At 67.9% G+C, this 26,845-nt stretch carries 26 protein-coding genes; 14 read left to right on the plus strand and 12 right to left on the minus strand.

Annotation, left to right across the window (positions count from 1 at the left end):
• Nucleotides 1-191: 191 nt before the first annotated feature.
• From IEV64_RS17310 to IEV64_RS17325, 4 genes are all read left to right on the plus strand, one after another.
• On the plus strand, nt 192-854 hold the full coding sequence (locus IEV64_RS17310) for a helix-turn-helix domain-containing protein (RefSeq protein ID WP_004967423.1): 663 nt from the start codon (nt 192-194) through the stop codon (nt 852-854).
• An 85-nt stretch (nt 855-939) separates the two neighbouring features.
• Nucleotides 940-1,662: a 5-formyltetrahydrofolate cyclo-ligase gene (locus IEV64_RS17315; protein WP_188424689.1), complete on the plus strand. Its 723-nt coding sequence runs from the start codon at nt 940-942 to the stop codon at nt 1,660-1,662.
• 42 nt (nt 1,663-1,704) lie between these two features.
• Entirely contained in the window at nt 1,705-3,009 is a 1,305-nt protein-coding gene (locus IEV64_RS17320; protein ID WP_188424690.1) for a TIGR00341 family protein, read from the plus strand.
• Between the two features lie 90 nt (nt 3,010-3,099).
• Nucleotides 3,100-3,840: an SIMPL domain-containing protein gene (locus IEV64_RS17325; RefSeq protein WP_188424691.1), complete on the plus strand. Its 741-nt coding sequence runs from the start codon at nt 3,100-3,102 to the stop codon at nt 3,838-3,840.
• A 143-nt stretch (nt 3,841-3,983) separates the two neighbouring features.
• On the opposite strand, the gene IEV64_RS17330 is transcribed toward IEV64_RS17325, so the two are convergent.
• Nucleotides 3,984-4,961, minus strand: coding sequence for an NOG1 family protein (locus IEV64_RS17330; protein WP_004967427.1), 978 nt, complete (start codon nt 4,959-4,961; stop codon nt 3,984-3,986).
• A gap of 225 nt (nt 4,962-5,186) precedes the next feature.
• On the opposite strand from IEV64_RS17330, the gene IEV64_RS17335 reads away from it, so the two are divergent.
• Nucleotides 5,187-5,549 (plus strand): DUF5518 domain-containing protein, encoded by a 363-nt coding sequence (locus IEV64_RS17335; RefSeq protein WP_007276128.1) that lies wholly within the window; start codon nt 5,187-5,189, stop codon nt 5,547-5,549.
• A gap of 44 nt (nt 5,550-5,593) precedes the next feature.
• Here IEV64_RS17335 and IEV64_RS17340 read toward each other — a convergent pair whose 3' ends face one another.
• Entirely contained in the window at nt 5,594-6,091 is a 498-nt protein-coding gene (locus tag IEV64_RS17340) for a DUF367 family protein (protein WP_188424692.1), read from the minus strand.
• Between the two features lie 120 nt (nt 6,092-6,211).
• Here IEV64_RS17340 and IEV64_RS17345 point away from each other — a divergent pair, with 120 nt between their 5' ends.
• Nucleotides 6,212-6,565 (plus strand): nuclear transport factor 2 family protein, encoded by a 354-nt coding sequence (locus tag IEV64_RS17345; RefSeq protein ID WP_007276129.1) that lies wholly within the window; start codon nt 6,212-6,214, stop codon nt 6,563-6,565.
• Nucleotides 6,566-6,632: 67 nt separating this feature from the next.
• Here IEV64_RS17345 and serS read toward each other — a convergent pair whose 3' ends face one another.
• The 3 genes from serS to IEV64_RS17360 all read right to left on the minus strand — a co-directional run bounded on the left by serS (nt 6,633) and on the right by IEV64_RS17360 (nt 10,095).
• A complete protein-coding gene (gene serS, locus IEV64_RS17350; RefSeq protein ID WP_007276130.1) occupies nt 6,633-8,018 on the minus strand; it encodes a serine--tRNA ligase in 1,386 nt (461 codons plus the stop codon).
• Nucleotides 8,019-8,125: 107 nt separating this feature from the next.
• A complete protein-coding gene (locus IEV64_RS17355; RefSeq protein ID WP_007276131.1) occupies nt 8,126-9,694 on the minus strand; it encodes an SLC13 family permease in 1,569 nt (522 codons plus the stop codon).
• A gap of 140 nt (nt 9,695-9,834) precedes the next feature.
• The gene (locus tag IEV64_RS17360; RefSeq protein ID WP_049920657.1) at nt 9,835-10,095 is read right to left on the minus strand and encodes a hypothetical protein; all 261 of its coding nucleotides are present in this window, start codon (nt 10,093-10,095) and stop codon (nt 9,835-9,837) included.
• An 83-nt stretch (nt 10,096-10,178) separates the two neighbouring features.
• On the opposite strand from IEV64_RS17360, the gene IEV64_RS17365 reads away from it, so the two are divergent.
• The 3 genes from IEV64_RS17365 (at nt 10,179) to IEV64_RS17375 (ending at nt 15,231) form a co-directional block, all read left to right on the plus strand.
• Nucleotides 10,179-11,087, plus strand: a complete 909-nt coding sequence (locus tag IEV64_RS17365; RefSeq protein WP_007276133.1) for an MBL fold metallo-hydrolase — start codon at nt 10,179-10,181, stop codon at nt 11,085-11,087.
• A 100-nt stretch (nt 11,088-11,187) separates the two neighbouring features.
• On the plus strand, nt 11,188-13,194 hold the full coding sequence (locus IEV64_RS17370) for an AMP-dependent synthetase/ligase (protein WP_188424693.1): 2,007 nt from the start codon (nt 11,188-11,190) through the stop codon (nt 13,192-13,194).
• A gap of 129 nt (nt 13,195-13,323) precedes the next feature.
• A complete protein-coding gene (locus IEV64_RS17375; RefSeq protein ID WP_007276135.1) occupies nt 13,324-15,231 on the plus strand; it encodes a cation:proton antiporter domain-containing protein in 1,908 nt (635 codons plus the stop codon).
• A 52-nt stretch (nt 15,232-15,283) separates the two neighbouring features.
• On the opposite strand, the gene IEV64_RS17380 is transcribed toward IEV64_RS17375, so the two are convergent.
• From IEV64_RS17380 to nasA, 6 genes are all read right to left on the minus strand, one after another.
• Nucleotides 15,284-15,454: a hypothetical protein gene (locus IEV64_RS17380; protein WP_007276136.1), complete on the minus strand. Its 171-nt coding sequence runs from the start codon at nt 15,452-15,454 to the stop codon at nt 15,284-15,286.
• A gap of 250 nt (nt 15,455-15,704) precedes the next feature.
• The gene (locus IEV64_RS17385) at nt 15,705-16,838 is read right to left on the minus strand and encodes a thiolase family protein (protein WP_188424695.1); all 1,134 of its coding nucleotides are present in this window, start codon (nt 16,836-16,838) and stop codon (nt 15,705-15,707) included.
• Nucleotides 16,839-16,968: 130 nt separating this feature from the next.
• Nucleotides 16,969-17,163: a hypothetical protein gene (locus IEV64_RS17390; RefSeq protein ID WP_007276138.1), complete on the minus strand. Its 195-nt coding sequence runs from the start codon at nt 17,161-17,163 to the stop codon at nt 16,969-16,971.
• Nucleotides 17,164-17,165: 2 nt separating this feature from the next.
• Nucleotides 17,166-18,920: a nitrite/sulfite reductase gene (locus IEV64_RS17395; RefSeq protein ID WP_188424697.1), complete on the minus strand. Its 1,755-nt coding sequence runs from the start codon at nt 18,918-18,920 to the stop codon at nt 17,166-17,168.
• Between the two features lie 265 nt (nt 18,921-19,185).
• A complete protein-coding gene (locus IEV64_RS17400; RefSeq protein ID WP_188424699.1) occupies nt 19,186-19,818 on the minus strand; it encodes a molybdenum cofactor guanylyltransferase in 633 nt (210 codons plus the stop codon).
• A 58-nt stretch (nt 19,819-19,876) separates the two neighbouring features.
• Nucleotides 19,877-22,015 (minus strand): assimilatory nitrate reductase NasA, encoded by a 2,139-nt coding sequence (gene nasA, locus IEV64_RS17405; protein ID WP_188424701.1) that lies wholly within the window; start codon nt 22,013-22,015, stop codon nt 19,877-19,879.
• A gap of 322 nt (nt 22,016-22,337) precedes the next feature.
• Between nasA and IEV64_RS17410 the strand changes: the two genes are divergently transcribed.
• The 5 genes from IEV64_RS17410 to IEV64_RS17430 all read left to right on the plus strand — a co-directional run bounded on the left by IEV64_RS17410 (nt 22,338) and on the right by IEV64_RS17430 (nt 25,746).
• Nucleotides 22,338-23,756 carry an ATP-binding protein gene (locus IEV64_RS17410; RefSeq protein WP_007276142.1) on the plus strand — a complete coding sequence of 473 codons (1,419 nt, stop codon included), beginning with the start codon at nt 22,338-22,340 and terminating at the stop codon, nt 23,754-23,756.
• A 50-nt stretch (nt 23,757-23,806) separates the two neighbouring features.
• Complete coding sequence (locus IEV64_RS19885) at nt 23,807-24,418, plus strand: hypothetical protein (RefSeq protein WP_229722723.1); 612 nt, start codon at nt 23,807-23,809, stop codon at nt 24,416-24,418.
• A gap of 50 nt (nt 24,419-24,468) precedes the next feature.
• Nucleotides 24,469-25,293, plus strand: coding sequence for an MBL fold metallo-hydrolase (locus IEV64_RS17420; protein WP_007276144.1), 825 nt, complete (start codon nt 24,469-24,471; stop codon nt 25,291-25,293).
• Complete coding sequence (locus tag IEV64_RS17425) at nt 25,290-25,502, plus strand: hypothetical protein (protein ID WP_007276145.1); 213 nt, start codon at nt 25,290-25,292, stop codon at nt 25,500-25,502. The genes IEV64_RS17420 and IEV64_RS17425 overlap by 4 nt, the downstream gene beginning before the upstream one ends.
• Before the next feature lie 61 nt (nt 25,503-25,563).
• A complete protein-coding gene (locus IEV64_RS17430; protein ID WP_229722725.1) occupies nt 25,564-25,746 on the plus strand; it encodes a hypothetical protein in 183 nt (60 codons plus the stop codon).
• A 24-nt stretch (nt 25,747-25,770) separates the two neighbouring features.
• Here the strand turns inward: IEV64_RS17430 and IEV64_RS17435 are convergent, their stop codons facing one another.
• Nucleotides 25,771-26,754, minus strand: a complete 984-nt coding sequence (locus tag IEV64_RS17435) for a DUF5787 family protein (RefSeq protein ID WP_188424703.1) — start codon at nt 26,752-26,754, stop codon at nt 25,771-25,773.
• Nucleotides 26,755-26,845: the final 91 nt, after the last annotated feature.

The raw sequence follows: 26,845 nt of genomic DNA on the forward strand, positions 1-26,845 counted from the left end.
CGGTCATTGAAATAGTGCATCCGGGAACCGACGTTACATGTTATGAACCGAATCTGGTCACGAACGGGTTCTATCGGCCGAAATGCTAGCGGAAGCGGGTGAATTCCGGCGTTCGAGCGCCGCTTTCGGTCGCTCATGGAACTCGACTGACACGGGAGTTCAATACGGCGGCCGCTAAAAGACAGCCAGTAATGGCCGTAGTCGTCGAGTTGACCATCGACTCAGAGAGCTTCGACCTCGGGAGGGTCACCGCCGTCTCGAACGGCATCCACATCGAGCTAGAGCGCGTCGTCCCGACCGGCGGCGAGGTCATGCCGTTCTTCTGGGCGCACGGCACCGACTTCGAGGCGTTCGAGCGCGCCGTCCGGCACAACCGCATCGTCGACGACCTGACGGCGGTGGCCCGCATCGAAGACCGGGTGCTGTACAAAGTCAACTGGGGTGGGACCACGTCGAGTCTGACTCGGATACTCACCGACAGCGAGGCGACGATTCTCGAAGCCCACGGCAACGACCCGTGGCTGTTCCGCCTCCGGTTCAACGACCACACCGGGTTGACCGAGTTCCACAACCGCTGTCAGGACGAGGAGATCGAGTTCCACGTCGAACGCATCTACACCCTCGCGGAGGGCGAACCGGGCGTCTACAACTTCGACATCACCAACGAACAACAGGAGGCGCTCGTCACCGCCGTCTCTGAGGGCTACTTCAAGGTCCCCCGTCAGACCACGCTCAACGAGGTGGCCGACCGACTCGGAATCAGCCCGCAGGCCGCCTCCGAGCGCGTCCGCCGCGGGGCCGACACCGTCCTGCGGAAGGTGCTGTTGTCGCAGTCGGCGTCCGACTTCTCGTAGCCGGGGACTGCGCGCGACGACGGGAACCGCTCGCGGCCCGAGCGGGGGAGCTATTGGCCCGGCGCGAGTACGCGACGGCGACGCGATGGACAAAGCGACGCTCCGAACGACGGTGTGGGACGACCTCGAATCGTCGGGCGCGGCCCGGTTTCCCTTCCCGCCGCACGGCCGCATCCCGAACTTCGCCGACGCGACGGCGGCCGCCGAGCGACTGGCGGCGACGCCCGAGTGGGCCGCCGCCGACGCGGTGAAAGCCAACCCGGACGCCCCGCAACTCCCCGTCAGGCGGCGGGCGCTCCGCGAGGGCAAGACCGTCTACATGGCCGTCCCGCGGCTCCGCGACGAGGAGTGTTTCTACGAACTCGACCCCGCTCGCATCGACGACGACGACCTCGACAGCGCGCCGACCGTCTCGCACGTCGAGACCTACGCCGACAAAGTCGGCCCCGACGACCTCCCGCCCATCGACCTCGTCGTCTCGGGGTCGGTCGCCGCCTCCGAGGCGGGCGCTCGCGTCGGAAAGGGCGAGGGGTTCAGCGACCTCGAATACGCGGTGTTGCGGGGGCTGAGAGCCGTCTCCGCGGAGACGACCGTGGCGACGACGGTCCACGAGCGACAGGTCCGCGACGACCTGCCCGAGCCGGACGCCCACGACGTGCCGATGGACCTCGTCGTCACCCCCGAGCGGCTGGTCCGAACCGAGACCCCGTACCCCCGACCCGAGGGCATCGACTGGGACGCGCTCCCCGACGAGCGCCTCGACGAGATGCCCGTCCTCCGGCGGTTGCGCGACGAGTCGGACGCGTAGCCGAGCCCCTGCTTATTTCACCGCCCGGACCGACGTGAGGCCGTGCGACTCGTACAGGTGTTGGTGCCGACCGGCAAGCGCGAGGCCGTCCTGCGGACGCTCGACGAGGAGGGCGTGGACTACGCCGTCTCCGAGGAGACCTCGGGACGGGACTTCGTCGCCGTCGTCACCTTCCCGGTCCCCAAGGAGGCCGTCGAACCGGTGTTGGCGCGGCTCCGCGAGGCGGGCGTCGAGCGCGACGCCTACACCGTCGTCGTCGCCGCCGAGACGGTCGCGTCGAAGCGGTTCGACCAGCTCCGCGAGCAGTACGAGGAAGACGAGGAGAACGGCGACCGCATCGCCCGCGAGGAACTGGCCTCCAAGGCCGCCGAACTCGCGCCGTCGGTGCCGACGTACGTGCTCATGACGGCCATCTCGGCGCTCGTCGCCACCGCGGGCCTGCTTCTCGACTCGCCGGCCGTGGTCGTCGGCTCGATGGTCATCGCCCCGCTCGTCGGCCCCGCGATGTCCGCGAGCGTCGGCACCGTCGTCGACGACGACGAGATGTTCGCCCGCGGGGTTCGCCTGCAGGCGCTCGGCGGCCTCCTCGCGGTCGGCGCGGCCGCCGTCTTCGCCTTCCTGCTCAGGCAGACCGGGGCGGTCCCGCTGTCGCCGGCTGAGGTGCTGTCGATTCCCGAGGTTGACGAGCGCCTCGCGCCCGACGTGCTGTCGCTCGTCATCGCGCTCGGCGCGGGGGCGGCGGGCGCGATTTCGCTCTCCTCGGGCGTCTCGACCGCGCTCGTCGGCGTCATGATAGCCGCCGCGTTGGTCCCGCCGACCGCCGTCGTCGGCATCGGCATCGCGTGGGGCGCGCCCGAGGCCGTCGTCGGCTCGGCCATCCTCGTCCTCGTCAACATCCTCTCCGTCAACTTCGTCGCCATCGGCGTCCTCTGGCGACAGGGCTACCGACCCGAACGCTGGATTCGCCGCGACGAGGCCCGCCGGGCCGCCTTCTTCCGCATCGCCGTCATCGGGGTCGGACTGCTCGTGCTCTCGTCGTTCCTCGGCGCGGTCACCTACACGACCTACCGGAACGCCGACTTCCAGACCGACGCGCGCGACGCCGTCGAAGACGCGCTGTCGGACACCGACGCGCGACTGCTGTCGATGGAACTGCAGTACGACAGCGGCCCGCTCCAGGAGCCGGAGGGTATCGTCGTGACCGTCGGCTACGACCCGGCGTCGGACCCCCCGGTGGTCGAACGCGAACTCACGAGGCGGGTGAACGCCGTCGCCCCCGAACCGCTGTCGCCGTGGGGGGCGAGCGAAATCGACGTGCAGGTGCGCTACGTCGCCGTCGTGGAGTAGCGCGGCGACGATTCTGTCACCCGTTTCGAAGGCTACAGTCGCTCTTTGTCTCTAGCGCGGCTTGAATAGCTGAACCCGCGTATGCTGGGTATGCAACGACGCACGATTGCACCGATATTCCTCGTCGGCCTCGTCCTCCTCGCGGGCTGTCTCTCGGCACCCCTGCAGGCGACGACCGACGGCGGCACAGACGCGACGAACGCGACCGACGCGACGACTATCTCCACGACCGGCACCGGCGAAGTGACCGCCGACGCCGACCTCGCCGTGGTCTCCATCGCCGTGACGACCACCGCCGACTCGGCCGACGACGCCCGCGGCACCGTCGCCGACGACGTGGCCGCCGTCCGCGCCGCCCTCACCGACGCCGGCGTCGCCGAGGACGCCATCCAGACGACCGGCTTCAACATCTACCCCGAGTACGACTACAGCGGACAGGAGCGCGAACTCCTCGGCTACCGCGCCACCCACACCCTCCGCGTCGAGGTCGCCCCCGACCGCGCCGGCGAGGTCATCGACCTCGCGGTCGGTGCCGGTGCCAGCGAAATCCGCGGCGTCGCCTTCACGCTCACCGACGAGAAGCGCGCCGAACTCCGCGAGGAGGCCCTGACCCGCGCCGTCGACTCCGCGAAGGCCGACGCCGACGCGGTCGCCAGCGCCTCGGGCCTGACCGTCGCGGGCGTCCACACCGCCACCGTCGGCGGGAGCGCCTCGCCCGGCCCGTACCCGGTCGCCTACGCCGAAGACGCCGCCCGCGGCGGTTCGACCGAACTCTCGCCCGGCCCCGTGACCGTCTCGGCGACCGTCCAGATGGTCTACGAAGCCGAGTAAGCGCCCGCGCCCCGCTACCGAACTCGCGGTTCGCGGTTCGACCACCCCGCGTCCTCGTTCTCCGACACTCACCCCGTAGCCGCGGCTCTCTCCGCTTGCGGCGTGACGAAAACGACGGAACCCGAAAATCCGCGTCGGTTCGATTACTCGTTGCGCGACGGCGGGATGTCGGGTTCGAACCCGATGGCCTCGACCGCGGCGTCGAGGACGGCCTCGACGTTCTCGCCCGTCTCGACGCTCATGTAGAGGTCGGCCTCCATGTCCGTCGAGCGGTCGCTTTTGTTACAGACGGTGAGCACCGGGATGTCGCGCTCTTCGAAGCGCGCTTTCACGGCGTCGCGGAGTTCGAGCTGTGACTCGATGGGGTAGCCGCACGCCCCGCTGGCGTCGGCGACGAAGATGACGGCGTCCGCGAGGTGTTCGAGGGCGCTCACGGCCTGTCGCTCGATGTCGTTGCGCTCGTCTTCCGGGCGGTCGAGCAGTCCCGGCGTGTCGATAATCTGGTAGCGGATGCGGTCGCGGTCGAAGTGCCCGATTTGGACGCCCTTCGTCGTGAAGGGGTAGCGGGCGATTTCGTTCGACGCGCGGGTCACGTCGTTGACGAACGAGGACTTGCCGACGTTCGGGTAGCCGGCGACGACGATTGCCGGTTCGTCCGGGCGGATGTCGGGGAGGTCCTTCAGGGCGTCGCGGGCCTCGCCGATGCGGAGCAGGTCGTCTTCGACCTCCTCGACGACGCTCGCCATGCGGGCGAACGCCTGCTTTCGGTGCTTTCGCGCGAGGTCCGCGTCGGTCTTGCGGAGCTTCGGCTGGTACTCGCGGGCGATGTTGTCGACCTGCCGGGAGGCCCACATCACTTCCGAGAGGCTCTTTCGAACCTCGTCGACGTCGACGATGGCGTCGGCGAGTTCGTAGTAGAAGGGGTCGACCGTCCCGAAGTCGGGCCACTCGACGACGACGTTTTCGAGGTTGTCCGAGAGGATGTTCGACGCCGTCTGGAGCATCGACTGCTGAGCCTCCAACTTGTTCTGCTTCGCTCGCCCCGTGCGCGCGGCCCGCGAGAAGGCCTTGTCGATGAGTTCGTCCGACCGGGGCGTGGTCGGGAGAGACTCGAAAATCATTGCAGTCCGCTACATGGCCGAGCCGTAAAAGCGCGTCCGTTTGGGGCTCGGCGCTTCGAGCGGGGGATTCGCCGTGCAGGTCTCCCGCACGGTTCGACCGGAAGCGAAGGGGTCGCGGGCGACCGACGCGCGGGCGCTGACGGACGCGAACGGACGCGGACCGCCAAACCGTCAACCCCCGCGACCGCCACGAAGTTCTTGCCCGCCCGCGGCCTACCTCGACGCATGACTGACTGGAAAGCGGTCGCCGTCGGCTTCGTCGTCATCGTCGTCGTCGGCACGGGCGGGCTCGCGCTCCCCGTCGTCGGCCAAATCGGCGCGGGCCTGCTCGGCGGCTTCGCGGCGGGCTACCTCGCGGGCGGCACGCTCGGCAACGGCGCGTGGAACGGCCTCGTCGCGGGCTCTATCTCGGGTATGGTCGTGACGCTCCTCGCGGCGCTCCTCGGGAGTCTCCTCGGACTCGCCGGCGGCCCGCTGGGCGGACTCCTCGGCGGCGTCGGCGTCCTCGTCGCGGGCGTCATCTTGACGCTCGTCTTCGCTATCGACAGCGCCATCGCCGGGGCCGTCGGCGCGTGGGTGAAAAGCTGAGGCTGAGCTGAATCTGAGGCTGAGGTCGAGGGGCGTCGAAACGACTACTCGCCGCGTTCGAGGTACTCCCGTTGAATCTCGACGACCTCGGTCGAGTCCGCGCACTCCGAGTACCGGCGGAGCGGCTCCTCGTTGAGTTCGAGGAACGTGTGCCCCCAGTTGAACTTCGAGAGCACGTCTTCGGCCCGCGTTTTCTCGCCGAAGATGACGAGCGCGGCGGCTATCGCCTCGACCGTCGTCAACTGCATCGGGCGGCCGAAGTTCACGGGGTTGGCGGCGACGAGATACGGGAGCGCGCGGTGCTCGCCGGGGAGCGAGAACATGGCCTCGCCGGCCGACTCCCACGAGCAGTCGAGCGCGACGAGCGCGCTCGTGTCCGCGTCGGCTGGCGACAGCGCCCTGTCGGCGTGGGGGTTGAGCACGACGCCGTAGGGGGTCTCGCGGTCGGAGCCGTGGAGGGCGGCCATGTCGAAGCGTTCGAGCTTCTTCGCCGTGCACTTCTTCGGGTCGTCGTCGCCCTCGTATCGAACGTGCAGGTCCACAGCCGCGGTACGCGGCTGGCCGAGAAAAGCGTCCCGAACGCGGCGTCGGCGCGCGCGACTCGGTCGAGGGGCGAGGCGAACCGGCGTCGGATACTTCCCGCCAGCCGACGAAGGGAGAGCGTGCATCCCGACGCGACGTATCTGGCCCGGCAGTACTACACGGCGCTCGACCACCACGGATACGAGATGCTTCGGAACCTCCTCGAACCGGAATTCGTCCAGCACCGCGGCGACATGACGCTCACGGGGCGCGAGGAGTTCGTCTCGTTCATGCGGGACGACAGGCCGCAAAAGGACACGCGACACGTCATCGAGCGCTACATCCAGTCGAAGTCCGACGACGAAATCGTCGTCCGCGGCCATCTCGAAGACCGCGACGGCGACGAGCTGTTCGTCTTCCTCGACCGGTTTCGGGCGCGCGACGGGAAGCTCTCGGAGCTGAAGACGTTCGTCAAGTCGTCGACGGCGAACTGACGGCGCGAGTCGCGGGAGACAAAGAGAGTGAGAAGCGAAAAGCGCGGTGGCGGCGCGGGTCGGTCGCTCAGTCCTTCTTGCCGGCACCGACCGCGGCCTCGCCGACCGGCTCGTGGCCCTCGATGACCTCGCGGCCGCCCATGTAGGGCTGGAGCGGTTCGGGCACGTCGACCGTGCCGTCCTCGTTTTGGTAGTATTCGAGGAGCGCGACCATGACGCGGCCGACGGCCGTGCCCGACGCGTTGAGCGTGTGGAGGTACTCCGCCGACTCGTGGCGCTCGGGGCGGTACCGGAGGCCGGCGCGGCGCGCCTGGAAGTCCTCGAAGTTCGAGGCCGACGACACTTCGAGCCAGCGGCCGCCGAGGTCCTCGGGGCCGTCCTCGGACTCCGTGCCGGGGGCCCACACTTCGAGGTCGTAGGTCTTCGCCGACGCGAAGGTGAGGTCGCCGGTGCAAAGCGAGAGGACGCGGTACGGCAGACCGAGTCGGTCGAGCACTTCTGCGGCCTCGTCGACGAGCGCTTCGAGCCGGTCGTACGACTCGTCGGGCTCGACGAAATTGACGAGTTCGACCTTGTTGAACTGGTGGACGCGGACGATGCCGCGGGTCTCGGTGCCGTGTTCGCCCGCCTCGCGCCGGAAGTTCGGCGTGTACGCCTGATGCTTCAGCGGGAGGTCGTCCTTCAGCAGAATCTCGTCGCGGTACATGTTCGTGACCGGGACCTCCGCGGTGGGACAGAGCCACAGGTCGTCGTCGTCGTAGTCCTCGGTCTCCGAGCCGCCGATGCGGTAGGCGTCCTCCGCGAACTTCGGGAGCTGGCCGGTGCCCTCCATCGAGGTGGTCTTGACCGGAATCGGCGGGAACAGGTCGACGTACTCCTGTTCGCGGTGCACGTCGAGCATGAACTGCACGAGCGCGTGTTCGAGCATCGCGCCCTCGCCTTTCAGGAAGTAGAAGCCCGAGCCGGTGGTCTTGGCCGCGCGACCCTCGTCGATTATGTCGAGTTCCTCGCCGAGGTCGTAGTGCGGCGTCACCTCGTCGGGAAGCTCGCGGCGGTCGTCGAAGCCGACGCGGCGGACCTCCTCGTTGTCGGCCTCGTCGGCCCCGACGGGAACCGACTCGTGGGGGAGGTTCGGCAGTTCCATGAGCGCCTCGTCGAGCTCCGCTTCGAGCTCGTCGGCGCGGGCTTCGAGCTCCTGGAGCTCCGTCTTGAGCTCGCCCGAACGGTCGATGGCTTCCTGTGCTTCCTCGTCTTTGCCCTCCTGTTTCAGCTGGCCGATTTTCTGGCTGACCTCGTTGCGCTCGTGGCGGAGGTCGTCGCCTTCAGCCTTCAGCGAGCGCCACTCGTCGTACACGTCGAGGACGCGGTCGATGTCCACGCCCTCCATGTTACGGGCGGCGAGCGCGTCGCGAACTCGCTCCGGTTCGTCGCGGAGCAGTTGCCTGTCAATCATTGGACTGTGGTTTCCGGGCGGGCGGGAAAATCGTATCGCATCGCCGAAGAACGGAGGTCGAGACCGCGCGGAGAGGCGTCGGCGAGCGCCGAACGCAGACGCGCCGACTACCAGAGGAACGCCGGCCAGACGAACTGGAAGAGGAACCAGATGAGAATCGTCAGCACGCCGGTCATCACGACGTTGAGGACGGTCCCCGCCCGCATCATGTGCGACTGCTTGATGTGGCCGCTCCCGAAGACGATGGCGTTCGGGGGCGTCGCTACCGGAAGCGCGAAGGCGAACGAGGCGGCGATGGCCCCGCTGACCGCGAGGAACACCGCCGCGGAGACCTCGGTGAGGCCGAGCGTCGCCGCGAAGATGCTCCCGATGCCGATGAGCACGGGAACGATGATCGTCGCCGTCGCGGTGTTCGAGGTCATCTCCGTGAGGAAGATGACCAGAAGCACGATAGCGCCGACGACGAGGATGATGGGCGCGCCGGTCAGAGAGCCGAAGACGGCCTCGGCGAGCCACCGCGTCGCGCCCGTGGAGGCGAACGCGTCGGCCAGCGAGATGCCGCCGCCGAAGAGGAGAATCGTCCCCCAGTCGATGTCGGCCAGCTCGTCCCACTCCATCGTGTCCGCGAGGACGAGCGCCGGGATGGAGACCATCCCGACCATCACGTAGTACAGGAGGCCCTGATGGCCCTCAACGCCGAGGAGCGTCATCCCCTCGCCGGTGCCGAACAGGGTGTTGAACACCGGGTCCGAGAGGACGCCCTCGAACGCGAGATCGAGGCCGCCGACGACCCACAGGCCGGCGGTGGCGGCGAAGATGTACGCGACGCGGCGGCCGCGGGTCGAGAGCGCGCCCTCCTCGGCGAGGTACTCGCGCGCCTGTTCGCGGGCACCCTCCACGTCGTCGACCTCGGGCGGGTAGAACCGGAACGTGAGGAGGTACCAGACGATGGGGAGGGTGATGGCGACGATTGGGAGGCCGACGAGGAGCCACTCGGCGAAGCCGATGTCGTAGCCGAGCAACGCGTTGAGCTGGGTGGCGACGACCGCGTTCGGCGGGGTGCCGATGAGGGTGCCGACTCCGCCGACGCTCGCGGCGTAGGCGGTGCCGAGGAGCGTCGCTATCTGCATGTTCGAAAAGGAGTCCTCAGTGGCGTCGGCCTCGTAGACCTCCTCGCGGCCGAGCACCTGCGCGAGGACGCCGAGCGCGATGGGCGTCATCATCGCCGTCGTCGCGGTGTTCGAGACCCACATCGACAGGAACGCCGTGGCGAGCATGATGGCGAGGATGAGCCGCCGCGGCGACGACCCCATGACGGCCATGAGCCACAGCGCGATGCGGCGGTCGATGTTGTACTTCTGGAGCGCGTTCGCCAGCATGAAACCGGCGATAAAGAGGAAGATGAGGTGGTCGGCGAAGCCGGCGAGCGCCGGGTCGATGTCGCCGTAGACGCCGTAGGCCGTGAGCAACACCGGTATCGACAGCGCCGTCACCGCGAGGGGAAGCGCCCCGGACACCCAGAGCGTGCCGGCGAACACCATCGTCGCTAATGCGTACTGCCCCCGCGTCGAAAGCCCCTCCAGCGACGGCCCGAAGGCCAACGCGAGAGACGCGACGAGGGCGAGCGTGAAGACGGCGAATCGTCCGCGAGCAGTCTTTGTAACACCGCGTATCATTGATACACGCTATCTCTAACGATAGTCTTACTTAATTATTTTCAATACGGTAGCGAATGGCGGTATATCGGTGTCGACAGCCGCGTTCCCGTCGGAATCGGGGGACGGAAGCGAGGTTCGGCGTCGCGTCTCGACGCGGTTTAAAACTGTTCGACGAGCGTGCGGACCTGTTCGTCGTCGAGTTCCGCGGCGTACAGCGCGAGCAGGGCGCGTCGGCGCGACCGCGAGAGGCCGCGGCTCCCGGATTCGAGCATGGAGATGTGCGCCTGCATGAGGTCGTCGACGGCGCGCTCGACGGCCCGCTGGTTGTAGCCGGCGGCGACTCTGAGCAGTCGCCACGCCATCGGCGAGACGTCCGCGATGTCGACGTCCGGGAGCGGGTCGCCGCCCTGTTCGGACATGGGGACGGCTTTGCGGTCGCCCGTAATCAACGTGGGGGGTCCGGCGACCGAACGCTTTTCTTTCCCCGAGACGGCCGTCAACTATGGCTATTGGCGACGTCGAACCCGTCCCGGACAGCACGGACCTCTACTACGTCGACACCGGCATGTACGAGGTGGAGAAGTACGGCTCGGTCTACCTCATCGACGCCGAGAAGCCGGCGCTCGTCGACACCGGCATCGCCGCCGACAGGGAGGCGGTCTTCGGGATGCTCGACGAGGTCGGCGTCGACGACCTCGCGTACGTCCTGCCGACGCACGTCCACCTCGACCACGCGGGCGGCGCGGGCTACCTCGCCGAGCGCTACCCCGACGCGACCGTCATGACCCACGAGCTCGGCGCGCCGCACCTCGTGGACCCCTCGCGGCTCGTCGAGGGCACGAAGGCGGCCGTCGAAGACCAGTGGCGGTTCTACGACGAGCCGCTCCCAATCGACGAAGATCGCGTCGAGGGCCTCACCGACGGCGACGAAATCGACCTCGGCGACCGGACGCTCACGGTCCACCACGCGCCCGGCCACGCGCCGCATCAGGTGATGTTCCACGACGACGGCGACGACGCGCTTTTCGTCGGCGACGCGCTCGGCATCTGGGAGCCGCGGTCGCGGACGCTCCGACAGACCTCGCCGCCCTCGCAGTTCCACCTCCAGAAGGCGCTCGACGACGTGCGGACCATCGAGGACATCGACCCCGAGACGGTCTGTTTCGGCCACTTCGGACCGAGGCCCTTCGACACCGACCTCGCCGAGAAGTACAAGCGCGTCCTCGTGGAGTGGGTCGAGGCCATCCGCCAGAAGCGCGCGGAACTCGGCGACGACGAGGCCGTCATCGACCACTTCGTCGAGCACACCCAGATGGACGAGGTGTGGGGCGCGCGGAAGGCCCGCGACGAGGAACGTCTGAACACCCGCGGCGTGCTCGGCTACCTCGACTACGTCGGCGACGACGAGTGACGCGACCGGGAGTCGAAATCACCGTTTCCCCGCGGTACCGCGGGCTTTCAACAGACCGCACGTACATAGTTTTTAGATGTTGAATTATTACTAACAGAACATGGACTGGCGGGACGCGGAGGCGGCGTTCGACGACCCGGTCATCGAGCGGTCGACCCTCCCACGGATGTTCGAGGCGAGCGCGTCGCGGAATGCCTCGCGAGTCGCACAGCGATACAAAGGCGGCGTCTACCGGCGGTCGCTGGTCGCCGAGGGCGTCGTCCCGGCGGCTCCCGACGGCGACTTCGCCGACCTGACCTACGAGGAGATGCGGGGCGTCGTCCGCCGCCTCGCGGCCGGGTTTCGCGACCTCGGCATCGAGAGCGGCGACCGGGTGGGCATCCTCTCGCACACGCGCATGGAGTGGGCGCAGACCGACTTCGCGGTCCTCGGCGCGGGCGGCGTCGTCACCACGGTGTACACCTCGTCGTCGGAGCGTCAGGTGCAGTATCTGCTTTCCGACCCCGGGGCGAACGCCGTCGTGGTCGAGAACGAAGAACTACTGGAGCGCGTGCTCGCCATCGAAGACGAGTTGGACCTGCGGTTTATCGTCGTCGTAGACGAGTACGACGGCCGCGACGACCGCGACGACGTGCTGACCCTCGGCGAGCTCTACCGCCGCGGCGAGGGCGTGTACGACGAGGCGGCCGCCGAATCGTGGCTTGACGAGCGCGACCCCGAGGACCTCGCCAGCCTCATCTACACCTCGGGGACGACCGGCCAGCCGAAAGGCGTCCAACTCACCCACTGGAACTTCCGGTCGAACGTCAACGAGAGCTATCGGCGCTTCGGCCCGCGCCCGGACAAAGGCGACACGCCGGTCATCGGTCCCGACGCGGTGACGCTTTCCTTTCTGCCGCTGGCGCACGTCTTCGAGCGCATGGCCGGCCACTTCATGATGTTCGCGGCGGGCGCGACCGTCGCCTACGCCGAGAGCCCCGATACGCTCCGCGAGGACTTCCAGCTCGCCCGGCCGACGGTCGGGACGAGCGTCCCCCGCGTGTACGAGAAGCTCTACGACGCCATTCGGACGCAGGCCAGCGAATCGCCGGCGAAAAAGCGCGTCTTCGAGTGGGCCGTCGGCGTCGGGCAGGCGTACCACACGACCGACGCGCCGGGCTACCTGCTCACCGCGAAACACCGCCTCGCCGACCGCCTCGTGTTCGGGCAGGTGCGCGAGGCGCTCGGCGACAACATCGACTTTTTCATCAGCGGCGGCGGGAGCCTCTCGGCCGAGCTGTGCGCGCTCTACCACGCGATGGGCCTCCCGATTTACGAGGGCTACGGCCTCACCGAGACCTCGCCGGTCATCTCGGTCAACCCCCCCGAAGAGCCGAAAATCGGCACTATCGGCTACCCGCTTCGGACCGTCGAGACGAAACTCGACGCGACCGTCGTCGGCGACCGACTCGGCGACGCGGGCGGCGAGGTGGGCGAACTGCTCGTCCGCGGGCCGAGCGTCACCGAGGGCTACTGGAACGACCCCGAGGAGACCGAGGCGGCGTTCGTCGAGGACGACGAGGCCGAACGCTGGTTCCGCACCGGCGACGTGGTCGAACGCCGGCCCGACGGCTACATCGCGTTCCGCGAGCGCGCCAAGCAGATTCTCGTCCTCTCGACGGGCAAGAACGTCGCGCCCGGGCCCATCGAGGACGCCTTCGCCTCCTCGCCGGTCGTCGAACAGTGCATGGTCCTCGGCGACGGCCGCAAGTTCGTCTCGGCGCTCATCGTCCCGAGTTTCGACGGCCTGCGCGAGTGGGCCGACGAGGAGGGAATCGACCTCCCGGACGAGCCGAAAGCCGTCTGCCGCGACGACCGGGTGTACGAGCGCATCGAGGCCGAGGTGGAGGCGGCCAACGAGAACTTCGAGTCCTACGAGCGAATCAAGCAGTTCCGCGTCGTCCCCGAGGAGTTCTCGGAGGGCAACGACCTGATGACGCCGACGATGAAGAAAAAGCGCCGGAACATCCTCGACCGCTACGCCGACGAGGTGTCTCTCATCTACGACGAGGAGCGCCGGGGCGAAACGGAAACGGGGCGGGGCCGCGAACGGGACGCGACCCAGTAAAATATGACAGCCTAAACTTTTTCGGGGATTTTGCGGACATACGTATCCACAAGACCGCGGGAATACCGCCCGAGATGTATGGTTTTATCTTCCGTCGCCACATGAACCGAATCCATGGAGGCGATATAAGTGGCCGCAGCAGGAGGGGCGAACCTCATCCCGCTCGTCGCCGCGATAATCGGCATCGGCGTGGTCTCGCAGGTGCTCTCGGACCGGTTTCAGGTCCCAAGCGTCGTGTTCCTCATCGCGTCGGGCATCCTGCTCGGCCCGGAGGTCCTCGGCGTCATCTCTCCCGACTCGTTCGGGAACGCACTACAGGCCATCGTCGGTCTCTCGGTCGCCATCATCGTGTTCGAGGGCGCGTTCCACCTTCGAATCGACAAGCTACGGGAAGCGCCGGCCGCGACGTTCCGACTCGTCACCGTCGGGGCGATAATCTCGTTCATCGCGACCGGCGTCGTCGTCCACTACGCGCTCGGCGCGCCGTGGCCGGTGTCGTTCCTCGTGGGCGCGCTCCTCGTCGCGACCGGGCCGACGGTCATCGCGCCGATTCTCGAAGTCGTCCCGGTCCGCGACCGGGTCGGCGCGGCGCTCGACACGGAGGGTATCGTCAACGACGTGACGGCGGCCATCGTCGCCGTCGTCATCTTCGAGGCCATCCTCGAAGGCGTCAGTAGTCCCGACGCTCTCGTGACGCTGTTCGCCGAGCGCCTCGGCGTCGGCGTCATCGTGGGCGCAATCGTCGCCGGGGCGCTGTACTACGCGCTCCGGTACGTCGACCTCTCGCCGGGCAACGCGCCGCAGAACGCGCGCCTGCTCGTCCTCGCCGGCGCGCTCGTGTCTTACGGGGCGGCGGACTACGTCGCCACGGAGGCCGGCATCGCCGCGGTGGCGACCGCCGGCATCCTCCTCGGCAACGCGGACGTGCCGTACGAAGAGGAGATTTCGGCGTTCAAAGGCGACATCACACTCCTCGTGCTGTCGTTCGTCTTCATCGCCCTCGCGGCGCTGTTGGACTTCCAGAACCTCCTGAACCTCGGCGTCGGCGGCCTCGTCGTCGTCGCCGCCGTCGCGCTCGTGATTCGGCCGCTGTTGGTCTTCATCTCGGCCCGCGGCGACCGATTCACGAAAGGAGAGAAGCTCTTCATGAGCTTCGTCGGCCCGCGCGGTATCATCCCCGCGTCCGTGGCCTCGCTGTTCGCTATCGCCCTACAGGAGGAGGCGACGCGGCTGGCGGCCGAGGGAATGGCCCAGCAGGCCGCCGCGCTGAACCAGAGCGCCTCGATTCTCGTCGGCACGGTCTTCCTCGTCATCCTGACGACCGTCGTCTTCGAGGCCGGCCTCGCTCGCCAGATCGCAGAATACCTCGACGTCATCCCAATGCGTGTACTCATCATCGGAGGCGGGAAAGTGGGCCGTGCGCTCGCCGAACGCCTCGCAGACCGCGGAGAGAACGTGGTCCTCATCGAGCAGGACCAAGAAGTAGTCCAGACGGCCCGGAACATGGGCTTTACCGTCCATCACGGCGACGGCGCCGACACGAGCGTCTTACGCTCCGCGGGGGCCGCGAACGCCAAGTTCGTGGTCGCCGCGACCGGCGACGACGACGTGAACCTGCTCGTCGCGCAGTTGGCGAACTCGAAGTTCGAACCCGAGAGCGTCCTCGCGCGGGCGAACAACCCCGATAACGTCGAGGCGTTCGAAGAACTCGGCGTGCGGACCATCTCGTCGACCATCGCCACGGCGCAGGCGCTCGACAACTACATCGAGCGCCCGTCGATGTCGAACTGGATGGGCGAGATCGGCCGCTCCGGCGACGTCCAGGAGGTCGAGGTCACCGCCGAGCGACTCATCGGGCGGACCATCCGCGAAATCGGTCCCGAACTGCCCGACGGCTGTCTCGTCACGCTCGTCTCGCGGAACGGCGACACGACGGTCCCCAACGCGGAGTACACCCTCCAGGAGGGCGACCGCATCACCATCATCGGCGAGCGCGAGGCCGTCCGGGACGCAGAAGAGCTCGTCAACCCCGAGTAACGGCTCTCGCCGCCCGCCGCGCGGTCGAATTTTTCGCGTCGTCCCCGACCGGTCAGCGCCGCGCCCACCGGACGAACACCGTCCAGTAGCCGACGGTGAGCGCGACGAGGACGTACCAGACGGGCGCGCCGAGGTCGGGGCTCGGAGCGACTCCCGCGGAGGCGACCCCCGCGGCCGCCAGCGCCGCGACGCCCCCCGAGAGAACGGCCGTCGTGAGATTCATCACCGGGATACTCTCGACGACCGAAGTATGAACGTGACGAAAGGCGCACGTATATTCGTGAGCGATAGCCGAGGTCGGCGGTTCGGGGAACCACCGACGCGTGGTCCTCGGATTTCGCTCGCTTCCCGCGACGAACCGGGATAAAAACGCGGGGCGACCTTACCGACTGAACTCGATTGCCGCGCCACTGCCTTTTTTCCCTCGCTCCGCTCAGCAAAAATCTGGACTAAAAAACAGCCGAACTCTCGCCCTACCTGCTGAACTCGATTGCCGCACCTTGGCCGAAGCCGACGCAGAGCGACGCGAGGCCGCGGTCCACGTCGCGCTTCTGCATCTCGTGGATGAGCGTCACCGGGAGGCGCGCGCCGGACGCCCCGAGCGGGTGGCCGAGGGCGATTGCGCCGCCGTTGACGTTGAGTTCGTCCGCGTCGATACCGAGTTCGCGGCGGGAGTACTCGCACTGGCTGGCGAACGCCTCGTTGATTTCGACGAGGCCGTAGTCGTCGATGTCGGTGCCGGCGCGGTCGAGGAGGCCGCGGGTGGCCGGGACCGGGCCGATGCCCATGACCGTCGGGTCGACGCCGGCGACGTTGTTCGTGCCGACCGAGGCGAGCACGTCGAGGCCGCGTTCGTCGGCGAACTCGTGGCTGGTGACGAGGACGGCGGCCGCGCCGTCGGTTATCTGCGAGGAGTTACCGGCGGTGACCGAGCCGTCGCCCGAGAAGGCGGGGTCGAGGCCGGCGAGCACCTCCATCGAGGTGTCGCGGCGGATGCCCTCGTCTTCGGTGACGACGCCGTCTGCCGTCTCGACCGGGACGATTTCGTCGTCGAAACGGCCCGAGTCGGTCGCGTCGGCGGCGCGCCGGTGGCTCCGAAGCGCGAATTCGTCTTGGGCCTCCCGAGAGACTTCGTACTCCTCGGCGACCTTCTCGGCGGTCATCCCCATCTGGAGTTGGAAGATGTTGTACCGCTCGCTCAGTTCCGGATGGAGGTGCTCGTAGGAGTCGCCGTCCATCGGCACGCGGGACATGCTCTCGACGCCGCCGGCGACGATGCACTCGCGGTTGCCGGCGGCGACGGCGTCGGACGCCGAGATGATGGCCTGCATCGAGGAGGCGCACCACCGGTTGATGCTCGTCGCGGGCGTCCCCTCGCCGAGGGCCGACAGGAGCGCGATGACGCGGGCGACGTTGTTGTCCTGTTCGGTGCGCTGTTGGGCGACGCCCCACATCAGGTCCTCCACGTCGTCGGGGTTGACGTCGTGTTCGTCGAGGATGTGGTCGATGAGCGTGACCGAGAGGTCCTCGCTTCGGACGTCTTCGAACACGCCGCCCGCCTTGCCGAACGGCGTGCGGTACGCGGCCGCGATGACTGGCTCTGGCATGACACAGCATCCGGGTTCGAACACCATAAATAGTTTAGAACTCGCTATTCGTCGCGACGAGTTGTCGTTCGGGTCGAAAAACGCCGAGGAAGCGGTGAAAGTGGAGACGACGGCACCGAGTCTCGGAACGTCAGGAACTGGTGGCGGAGTCGATGTCCGGCCGACCGGGGGTCCCGCCGGTACCCGCGTCGGCGACCGTTGGCTCCGCCGGGAACAGTTCCGGCGCGACGTCGGCCGAGGCGTGCTCGAAGCCCGCGTCGGCGGCCTCGGAATCGGCGGCGTCGGCGTCGTCAGCCGGGTTCTCGGAGGCGATGCGGTCGGTCATGTTCAGTCGCTCGTGACCGTCTGTTCGGACTGCGCCTCGTCCTCGGCGAAGGGGTACCACGACTGCTTCGCGTCGTGCATGTACGGCGCTTCGAAGTCCGTCTCCTCGGGGACGCAGTACTCCGTGACGGCCTCGGTCCCCTCGGCCTCGACCCACTCGCGGAACGTCTGTCCGGGCTCGCGGCGCTCGGCGAACGCCTCGACGAGCGACGCGATTGCGCCCGGCACCTCGTCCGCCGGGATGCGCTGTCGAACCCACTCGACGAACGACGGGTCCTCGCCGATGCCGCCGCCGACGCCGATGTCCATCGCCTCGACCATCTCGCCGTCTTTCTGGGCGCGCATGCCGAACAGGCCGATGTCGGCCGTGTTCGCCTGCCCGCAGTCGGCGGTACAGCCGGAGTAGTGAATCTTCAGTTGACTCACGTCGTCGGGCACGTCCACGTTGTCGCGGAGCCACCGGAGCATCCGGGCGGTCCGCGCTTTCGTCTCCGTGAGCGCGAGCGAGCAGAACTCCGTGCCGGTGCAGGCGACGGTGCCGCGCTGGAACGGGTTCGGGACGGGCGTGTGCTTGCCGAGGAGCGGTTCGGCGAGCAGGTCGTCGAGCTTCTCCTCCGGCACGTCCATCAGTAGCGGGTTCTGCCGGCGAGTGAGTCGGACCTCGCCGGACCCGTACTCGTCTGCGATGTCGGCCAGTTCGATGGCGTCCGACGCCGTGAGCCGGCCGACCGCGACGCTGAGGCCGACGTAGTAGTCGCCGTCGGCCTGCTCGTGGACGCCGACGTGGTCGTGTTTGCCGGCGGACTCCGGGCGGCCCGCGTTGTAGGTGTACTCGTCGCGGATGTTCTCGCCCGCAGACCGGAGTTCGAAGTCGACGTACTCCTCCTGCAGGAGGTCGCGAATCTTCTCCGTGCCCCACTCGTCGACGAAGAAGCGACTGCGGGCGCGGGCCCGAACGTCGCGGTTGCCGTGTTCGTGGTAGAGTTCGACGAAGCCGCGGACGACCTCGTAGGCGCGCTCTTCGTCGGCGACGAAGACGTCGAGGTCGCGGGCGACGCGCGGCTTTCGGGAGCCGAGGCCGCCGCCGACCCGGACGTTGAAGCCGGTGACCGTCTCGCCGTCGACTTCCTTCTTCGCGGGTTCGAGTCCCACGTCGTTTATCGAGTCCTGCGCACAGCCCTCGCGACAGCCGGTGACGCTGATGTTGAACTTCCGCGGCATGTTCGACAGCGCGTCGTTCCCGCGGAGGTCCTCCTGGAAGCGGTCGAGAAGCGGCTGGGACTCGACGAGTTCGTGCTTGTCGCGGCCGGCGACCGGACAGCCGGTGATGTTCCGCATGGTGTCGCCGCCCGCGGACCGCGAGGAGACGCCCGCCGCTTCGAGCTTCTCCCAGACCGCGGGGATGTCTTCGAGTTCGAGCCAGTGGAGCTGAATCGACTGGCGCGTCGTCAGGTCGACCCACGCGTCGCCGAACTCGGGGTTCTCGACGGGACCGGAGGCGTAGTCGCGCGCGACCTCACCGATGGCCCGGAGTTGCCCCGGTTCGAGGACGCCGTTGGCGTTCGTCAGCCGCATCATGAAATAGGAGTCCTGACCCGTCCGTTGCTGGAAGATGCCCCAGAACTTGAAGCGGGTGAACCACTTGTCGCGCTCCTCCTCGGGGATTGCGTCGACGCCCTTCTCGGCGAACTCCTCGATTTTCTCGCGAACCTCGTCGCCGTAGAGCTCCGACTTCCACGCTTCCTTCTTACTCGCCATTTCCGACCACCAGTGGGCAATTGTCCACTATCTGTGTGCGTTTGTTTGCGAACTTGGTCATGTTTCGTGATAACACGACTCGACAAAGGTTGATAAGAGTATTCGTTGAAAACCTTTAGAAATTTCCCCAATTTCCCGTATTCATCCATTCTATAACCGGATATTCCGAATATAAGGTCGTATTTTGGGCAAATAGACGGCCGATTATTGGATAATCAAAACAGACCCTCATGGACAATAATGTGGTATGTCCCTCGAACGCGGTTCACCGACGAGCGGCGAGCGCGCGCAAGTCGTCGAAGGAGTTCACGTTGTGAAACGCGTGCGTTCCGGCGTGAGCCTCCACTTCTCGGTCGTCGAGGACGGTGGCGTCGAGGGCGGACATCACGGTCTGGAGGCGGTCGTCGCCGGCGCGGATGGTGTCCGTGCAGGCGACTTCGGCGGCGCGGCAGTGAACGACCGCGGGAAGCGGTTGGGTCGTCTCGGAGACCCGCGGGACGACGCCCGCGCCGCCCTGCAGGCGGCCGAAGAGGTGCGAGATGAACCCGCTCGGGACCAGCGGCATATCGGTCGGGAGGACCGCCGCGTACTCGGCGCTCGTCTCCCGCAACGCGGTCCGTAAACCGAAGACGGGCCCCCGGTCGGGGTGGGCGTCCTCCGCGAACCGGACGTCGAAGTCCAACAGCGCGCCGGCCAGCGAGTCCCGCTGTTCGGCGCGGCAGTTGACGACGAGTTCGTCGACGACGGGGTCGAGCGAGGCGGCGACCCGGTGAATCATGGGCTGGCCGCCGACGGTGGCCGTCGCCTTGTCGATGCCGCCGAATCTGGTCGAGCGGCCGCCGGCGAGGATGATGCCCGCGCGGCCGGTGTCGAGGTGTGGGTGCGACGCGTCGGCCATTCTCAGGCGGCGGTGTGTTCGAGTTCGCGATGCCGTCCGCCGGCGGCGACGGGCGCCATCAGTCGCTCACCTCGGCCGCGAGGAGGTCGGTCGACGCGGTCGTCTCGGGGTGTTCGAGGCGGACGGCGCACTGCTTGAAGTTCGGTTCGTTCGACTGCGGGTCGACCGCGGGGCTGGTGAGTCGGTTGGTCATGGGGTGGTGAATAGAGAGCCAGACGAGGCCCGGCGGGACGGCGTCGTCGGGGTCGAGCGTCGCCGGAACCGATGCCCGGCGGGAGACGACGGTGGTTCGACGGGCGCCCTCGGGGTCGGCGACCGCGTCGCGGTGCGCGTCGATGGTGTCGGGGTGCGCGCGGGCGACCGGGTGGTCCGGCGTGTCGCTCCGCGTGCGGACGCCGGTGTTGTACCCGTCGGCCTCGCGGCCGGTCGTGAGCGTCAGCGGGTACGACTCGTCGGCGGGTTCGGGGAGCGACGGCCCCGAGAGCGCGCTGAACTGCGCCTTCCCCGACAGCGTCGGGAACGACCACGTCGAGTCGTCGGACTCCCCGTCGGCGTCGTAGTAGCGGTAGCCGCCCTCGCTCGTCGGGTCCGGCGCGGGCCAGCGCACGGCGCGCTCGCCGTCGAGTCGCGTGTACGACAGTCCCGAGCAGTCGGCGTCGGTCCCCTCGGTGAGCGCGGCGAACTCGTCGAACAGGTCGCTCGGCGAGACCGACGGCCGCGGGAGCAGTCCGGGCGCGACGCGGGCGGCCACGTCGGCGATGATGTCGAGGTCCTGCCTGACGCCCGGCGGCGTCTCGGTGGCCGGGCGGACCCGCGAGACGGTCCGCTCCATGTTCATCGTGGTCCCCTCGGCCTCGCCCCACGTCGCCGCGGGGAGCACCACGTCGGCGAGTTCGACCGTCTCGGACCGGAAGGCGTCCTGCACGACGAGGAACGAGTCTTCGAGGACCTCGCGGGCGGCCGTGGCGTCCGGGAACCCCGCGAGCGGGTTGGTGGCGACGGTCCAGACGACCGACGGCGACGACCCGAACATTCCGACCGGTCCCGGCCCGGTGTCGTCGGGGAGCCGAGAGACGGACACGCCCCACGCCTCGGCGACGGTCCGACGGTGGTCCGGGTGCTCGAACGGCCGATGGCCGGGCCACGTCCCCTTCGAGGAGACGACGCGAGTGCCCATCGAGTTCGCCTGTCCGGTGAGAGAAAAGGGGCCGGAGCTGGGGCCGAGGTTCCCCGAGGCGAGACAGAGGTTCACGAGCGCGCCGGCGGTCGCGGTGCCGCGGACGCTCTGGTTGACGCCCATGCCCCAGTAGACGAGCGTGGGCGCGTCGAGGAGCGACGCCAGTTTCTCGACTTCGTCGAGGGTGACGCCGGCCTCCGACGCCGCCTCCTCGACCGGGGGGAGTTCGTCGACGACGCGGTCGAACCCCTCGGTGTGTTCGCGGACGAACGACTCGTCCACGGAGCCGGTCTCGACGAGGTGTCGGAGAATCGCCTGCGCCAGCGCGAGGTCGCCGCCGGGGTCGATGGCGACGTGGTCGTCGGCGACCGCCGCGGTCTTCGTCTCGACGGGGTCGACGACGACGAGGTCGCCGTCGTCGGCCGACTGGCGAATCCACCGGAACATCACGGGGTGGGCGACCGCCGGGTTCGCCCCCCAGACGAGGTGCGTCTCGGCCTCGGGGATGTCGTCGTAGGTCGGCGGCGGCGCGTCGCTCCCGAAGGCGCGGTAGTAGGCCTTGACCGCGCTCGCCATGCAGAGCGTCGTGTTCGCGTCGTAGTTCCGGGTGCCGATGCCGCCGCGGGCGAGTTTTCCGAGGGCGTAGGCCGCCTCGTTCGTCTGCTGACCGCTCCCGAGGACGGCGACCTCGTCGGGGTCGTCGGCCATCGCGTCGGCGATGGCGTCTCCCGCGCGCGCGAGCGCGTCGGACCACGAGGTCTGGCGGAGTTCGCCGTTCTCCCTGACGAGCGGCCGCGTGAGCCACGACCCGTCGGGGTCGGCCGACTCGCGGATGCCGCGACCGCAGGCCAGCCCGTTGTTCACGGGGTGCGAGGGGTCGCCCCGGACCGCGTCGAGACCGTACGCCGTGTCGGAGCCGAGATGGACGTGGCCACAGCCGACCGCACAGCGCATGCAGGTCGTCGGAACTTGTTTCGCCACGCGACTCACCACCCACCGTCCGCGTCGAACGTACCGCATTCGGGCATATATCCCGTGCCGTTCGTGAATATCATTTCACTTTCTTGGCTCACAGTGGCGGAAGATAACCATAAAGACCTAATCGTTTAAGAAAGGATATTTTACCCTCGGATTCTGAATAAAGACACAATATAGAATCAGATGAAAGGAATATAATCGCGTAATGCGCCCGATTTAGAATATATTTTTGTATTCTTTTTCTGGAATTAACTTCGGCAGACGGAGCCGCGCCGCGTTCTTTGCCATCGAGGTAGTTCGGTCGCGCGCGGCTCCCGGCGACGCTCCGACGCTCTTATGCGTCTCCCCGGGCAATTTCTGGGGGATGAGTGAACGGGCGCTCGAGGTTGTCGAGTTTCTGCTGACGGCCCACCTCTACACTGACGACCGAACGCTTGACGAAAACGACCTTCCCCCGCGGTATCGACGCGTCTTCTGGGCGGACGCCGAGGACGACGGCGACGAGGACGACTCGTCGATGGGCGGCATCGAGCGACCGCTGGTCGTGACCGAGTCCGTCGCGCGGAAGGCGACCGGCGTCGAACACCCCTGGGACGCGATTTCCGACCTCATGTTCACCCAGCGTGAGGAGTTCTCCGGGCGTCTCTCGCTGACCCAACCCGAGATGGCGCTGGAGTGGTTCGTCAAGCGGGCCGACCACGACCGGCTCGTGACGAACCCGACGGTCGCGAAGTCGGTCGAGGACCGCGACGACGTGGACGTGACCCACGCGGACGCGAGAGAACAGACCCGGCCGATTCACGCCGACCGCGTGTGGATAGACAGCCTGCTCGACGAGTACTTCGACGACGAGGACGACGCCGAGATGCTCGACCTCGTGCAGGTCCGCGCGCCCGAGGAAATCGAGATGACCCTCGACGACCTCGTGCTCACGACGGACCAGGAAGGCGAGATTCACAAGCTGATGAAGGCCATCGAGCACCGCGAGTACCTCGCGGACATCGGCCTCCGCGAGATCGGGAAAATCCTCTTCGTCGGGCCGCCGGGGACCGGCAAGACCACCGTCTCGCGGGCGCTCGCCCACGAACTCGGCCTCCCGTTCGTCGAGGTGAAGCTCTCGATGATTACGAGCCAGTACCTCGGCGAGACGGCCAAGAACGTCGAAAAGACCTTCGAGGTGGCAAAGCGGCTGTCGCCGTGTATCCTCTTTATCGACGAGTTCGACTCGGTGGCGAAGACCCGCCGGTCGGACGAACACGCGGCGCTCAAGCGCGCGGTCAACACGCTCCTCAAGAGCATCGACGACATCTCGCTGATTCGCGACGAGGTCATCCTCATCGGCGCGACCAACCACCCCGACCAGCTCGACTCGGCGGCGTGGCGGCGCTTCGACGAGATCGTCAACTTCCCCAAGCCGGACCGCGGGATGCGCGCCGACATCCTCCGGGTCATCACGAACCGAATGGACATAGACGAGTTCGACCCCTCGGCCATCGCCGACGTGACGGAGGGCCTCACCGGCTCCGACCTCCGGCTCGTCCTCCGCGAGGCCGTCCTCGAAGCGCTCACCGAAGAGCGGATGGAACTCACGCAGAACGACCTGCTCGAGGCCGTCGCCGACTTCGAAGAGCGCGACAACCTGAAGAACCTCGACATGATGTCCGACTCGTCGGAACTCGTCGCGGGGTCGGCGTCCGGAGACGGTCACGATCACGACCACGACCACGACCACGCGGACGAACACGAAGGCGAGACGCAGAAAGACGCCGGCGCGGCGCAGTAAGTCTACCTTTCTGACAAAACATTCATCAGTTGGCCGCAAACGCTGAGCCGATGCCTTCCAGCAGACGCCGGTTCGTTCGGACGATTACAGCGGGCGGTATTCTGACGGCACTCGCCGGGTGTACGTCGGACCTCGAACCGTCCACCGCGACGCCCCTTCCCGAACCGGAGTCGAATCCCGCCCCCGCCGCAGGAGACCCGATTACAGTCTCGCGCGACTACCGAGCGTCGTCGAAGTACGACTACTATCCGGAGACTGCGGAGGTGCGACGACGCACCGGCTATCGCAAACACGTGAACGAGTCGGGGACGACGAAAGAGCCGATGTACGAGCGAGAACCGGCGTCGTCGTGGGTGACGCGAGTCGGCGGGAGCGTCGCGGGAACCGAGGCGCTGACGACGGTTCGGGAGCGACTCGGCGTCGGGTCGTTCGATAACGTCAGCCCGGGGATTGGATACCTCGATGGGGACGTGAGACGGGTGACGTTCGCCTACGAGGTGTGGCCGAATCGGAGCGGTGAAACGCGAACACCATCCGTCGAATTCGAGACGCTCGTCTCGGCGGTTCCGCGCACGGTTACTGCGAACCTCCGGTTCGAAGCGGCGACGCTCTCGGGGACGTTCCACCCCGTAGTCGAGTTCCGGCAGACATACCGGTCCTGACTCGCCGCCGTCGGCCACGTTTATACCTCGCCGTCCCCGTGGTTGACTCAATGCGCGTGACCCTCCTCGGCACCGGCGACACGACCGGGACGCCCACCGTCGGGTGCGACTGCGAGACCTGCCTCGCGGCCCGCGAGCGAGGCATCGAGCGGACGCGCTTTTCGGTCCACGTCGAAAACGAGCGGACCGGCGAGTCGCTCCTCGTGGACTTCAGCCCCGACTTCCGCCACCAGTTTCTCACGCAGGACGTTGCGCTCCCGGACGAGGCCTTAGTCACCCACATCCACTTCGACCACCTCGACGGCCTCGGGAACGTCTACCGCCTGCTCGACGACCTCTCGGTCCACGCCGCCGACGAGGTCGACCCGGTCACGGGCGAGAGCGTCGCCGACGCGATTCGCTCGAAGTTCGCCTACCTCGACCGCATCTCGGTCGAAGACCAGACGCCGTTCGAGTCGTTCCGCGCCTGCGGCCTTGACGTGACGTTCGTTCCGGTCGTCCACCCGCCGCTGGTCTGTTACGGCGTCGCCATCGAGGACCCGGAGACGGGCGCGAAGCTCTCGCTTTCGGGCGACACCACCTACGATATCCCCGAGGCGTCCCGCGACGTGCTCCGCGACCCCGACCTGCTTCTCGCCGAGGCCATCGTCCCCGCGTCGGTCTGCGAGTACCACCCCATCGGCGGCGACGACTACGACGAAAACGGGGTCGCGCGGACCTTCGGCACGAAGCACATGACCCGCGAGGGGGCCATCGCGCTCGGCGAGGAACTGAACGCCGACGAGACCCGCCTCGTACACGTGGCGCACTTCTACCCCGCCGACGAGGCGTTCGAGGAGCCGCTGGCGGTCGACGGCGAGGTGTACGAGCTGTGAACCTGCGAACCATCGCCGAGGACAAGGCGTTCAGGTATCTCATGGCCGCCGGCGTCGTCGCGGCCGCGGGGAACTTCGTCCTGACCTACGTCGACACGGGCCGGCTGGACTTCTTCGCCGTCGCCGTGCAGGTCGTCTTCGTCGCCGTCATCGGCGTTGCGCTCGTCGCCTACTGGAACCACATGGAGCGGCGGGCCGACGCGGAGTGAGGGCCGGGGGCGAACGCGGCGGTCCGGTGCGGTTTTGCGGCCGGAGCGCGTCGAGGCGGTCGTGTCCGATATCGTCGCCGCCCTTCGATACAGCACGCCGCTGGCAGTCGTCGCCGGAGTCGTCTGGTACCTCGTCGCCTCGTGGACCGGCGATCCGAACTGGGTCGAGGGCGCGGTGTTCGTCGTCGGCTTCGGCGTCGTCGCGACGCTCGGCTGGGTCTACTCCGACGAACGAGGCGACTAACGACCCGACGAGCGGCCGGCCGAGTCAGACGAACCGGTCGAGTCCCGACTGTCTGCGGACCGCGCCGGGCGGGTCGGCGACCCAGCCCGTCCGCGACTCGCGGAGGGCGTCGCGGTCCAGTTCGGGGGAGGCGGCCGCCTCGAACGCCGGGCAGTCGACACCGCACTCCGAGCCGGGGTCGACCACCCGCTCGAAGTGCTCGCAGACCGGGCGGCCGTCGGCGTCGACGCGGGCGTGGACACAGCCCGGCGGGTCGTAGGCGCGCCACCCCTTCCCGTAGGCGCGCTCGGCGAGCCGGATGCGCGCGGTTCGCTTTTCGGCGGGTGGGACGAGCGCCACGTCGGTGTGAAGCGAGTGGTACTCGACGGGTTCGACGCCGGTCGAATCGGGCGAAAGCGGGCGGGCCTCTCGGACGACCTCGCGGTCGCCGGTGTCGGGGTCGAAGCGCCAGACGCCGACCTCCTCGGGGATGCGGTTGAGATGCGCGCCGGTGACGTAGCTCTCGGTCGTGAGAATCATCTCGTCGAAGACCGCGAGGCTCACGTCGAGGCGGAGCTGTCGGAGCAGGTCGCCGGGGCTTCCGAGGTCGGGCTTATTTTCGATGCCGACGAGCCGTGAGAACCAGTCGTCTGGATAGCGGGCGGCGCGGCGGACGTACTCCCGGCTCCGGCGGCGCTCGGACTCGAAGAATCCGACGTCGACGGCGCGGTCGGTGGCGCGCCGGGCGCGACCGGGGTGACAGTCGAAGCCGTCGCGCCAGAAGACGGCGCTCCCGGTACCCACGTCGCTCTCGATGGCCGCCGCGGGAACTGCGCGGTCGGTGATGCGGGCGCGGTCGTCGAACCCCGGCCCCGGGACGACGGCGCACACGTCGATGATGCGGCTCCCCGGCGAGGCGACCGACGCGCCGAGTTGCCGCGCGGGGAGCCAGTCCGTCGCCTGTTCGAGGTGGGCGCAGAGCGCCAGTTCGAAGGCGAACTCCGAGGGCGACGACACCGGTCCGGGCACGTGGAACGCTCGGGTGCGGAGCGGCAAAAAGGTCGCTCCCGCGGCCGACGAGTCGTGTCGGTGTTCTCGCATTTGATTTTCGGGGAGGTAC

Source organism: Haloferax sulfurifontis (assembly GCF_014635105.1).
GTDB lineage: Archaea > Halobacteriota > Halobacteria > Halobacteriales > Haloferacaceae > Haloferax > Haloferax denitrificans.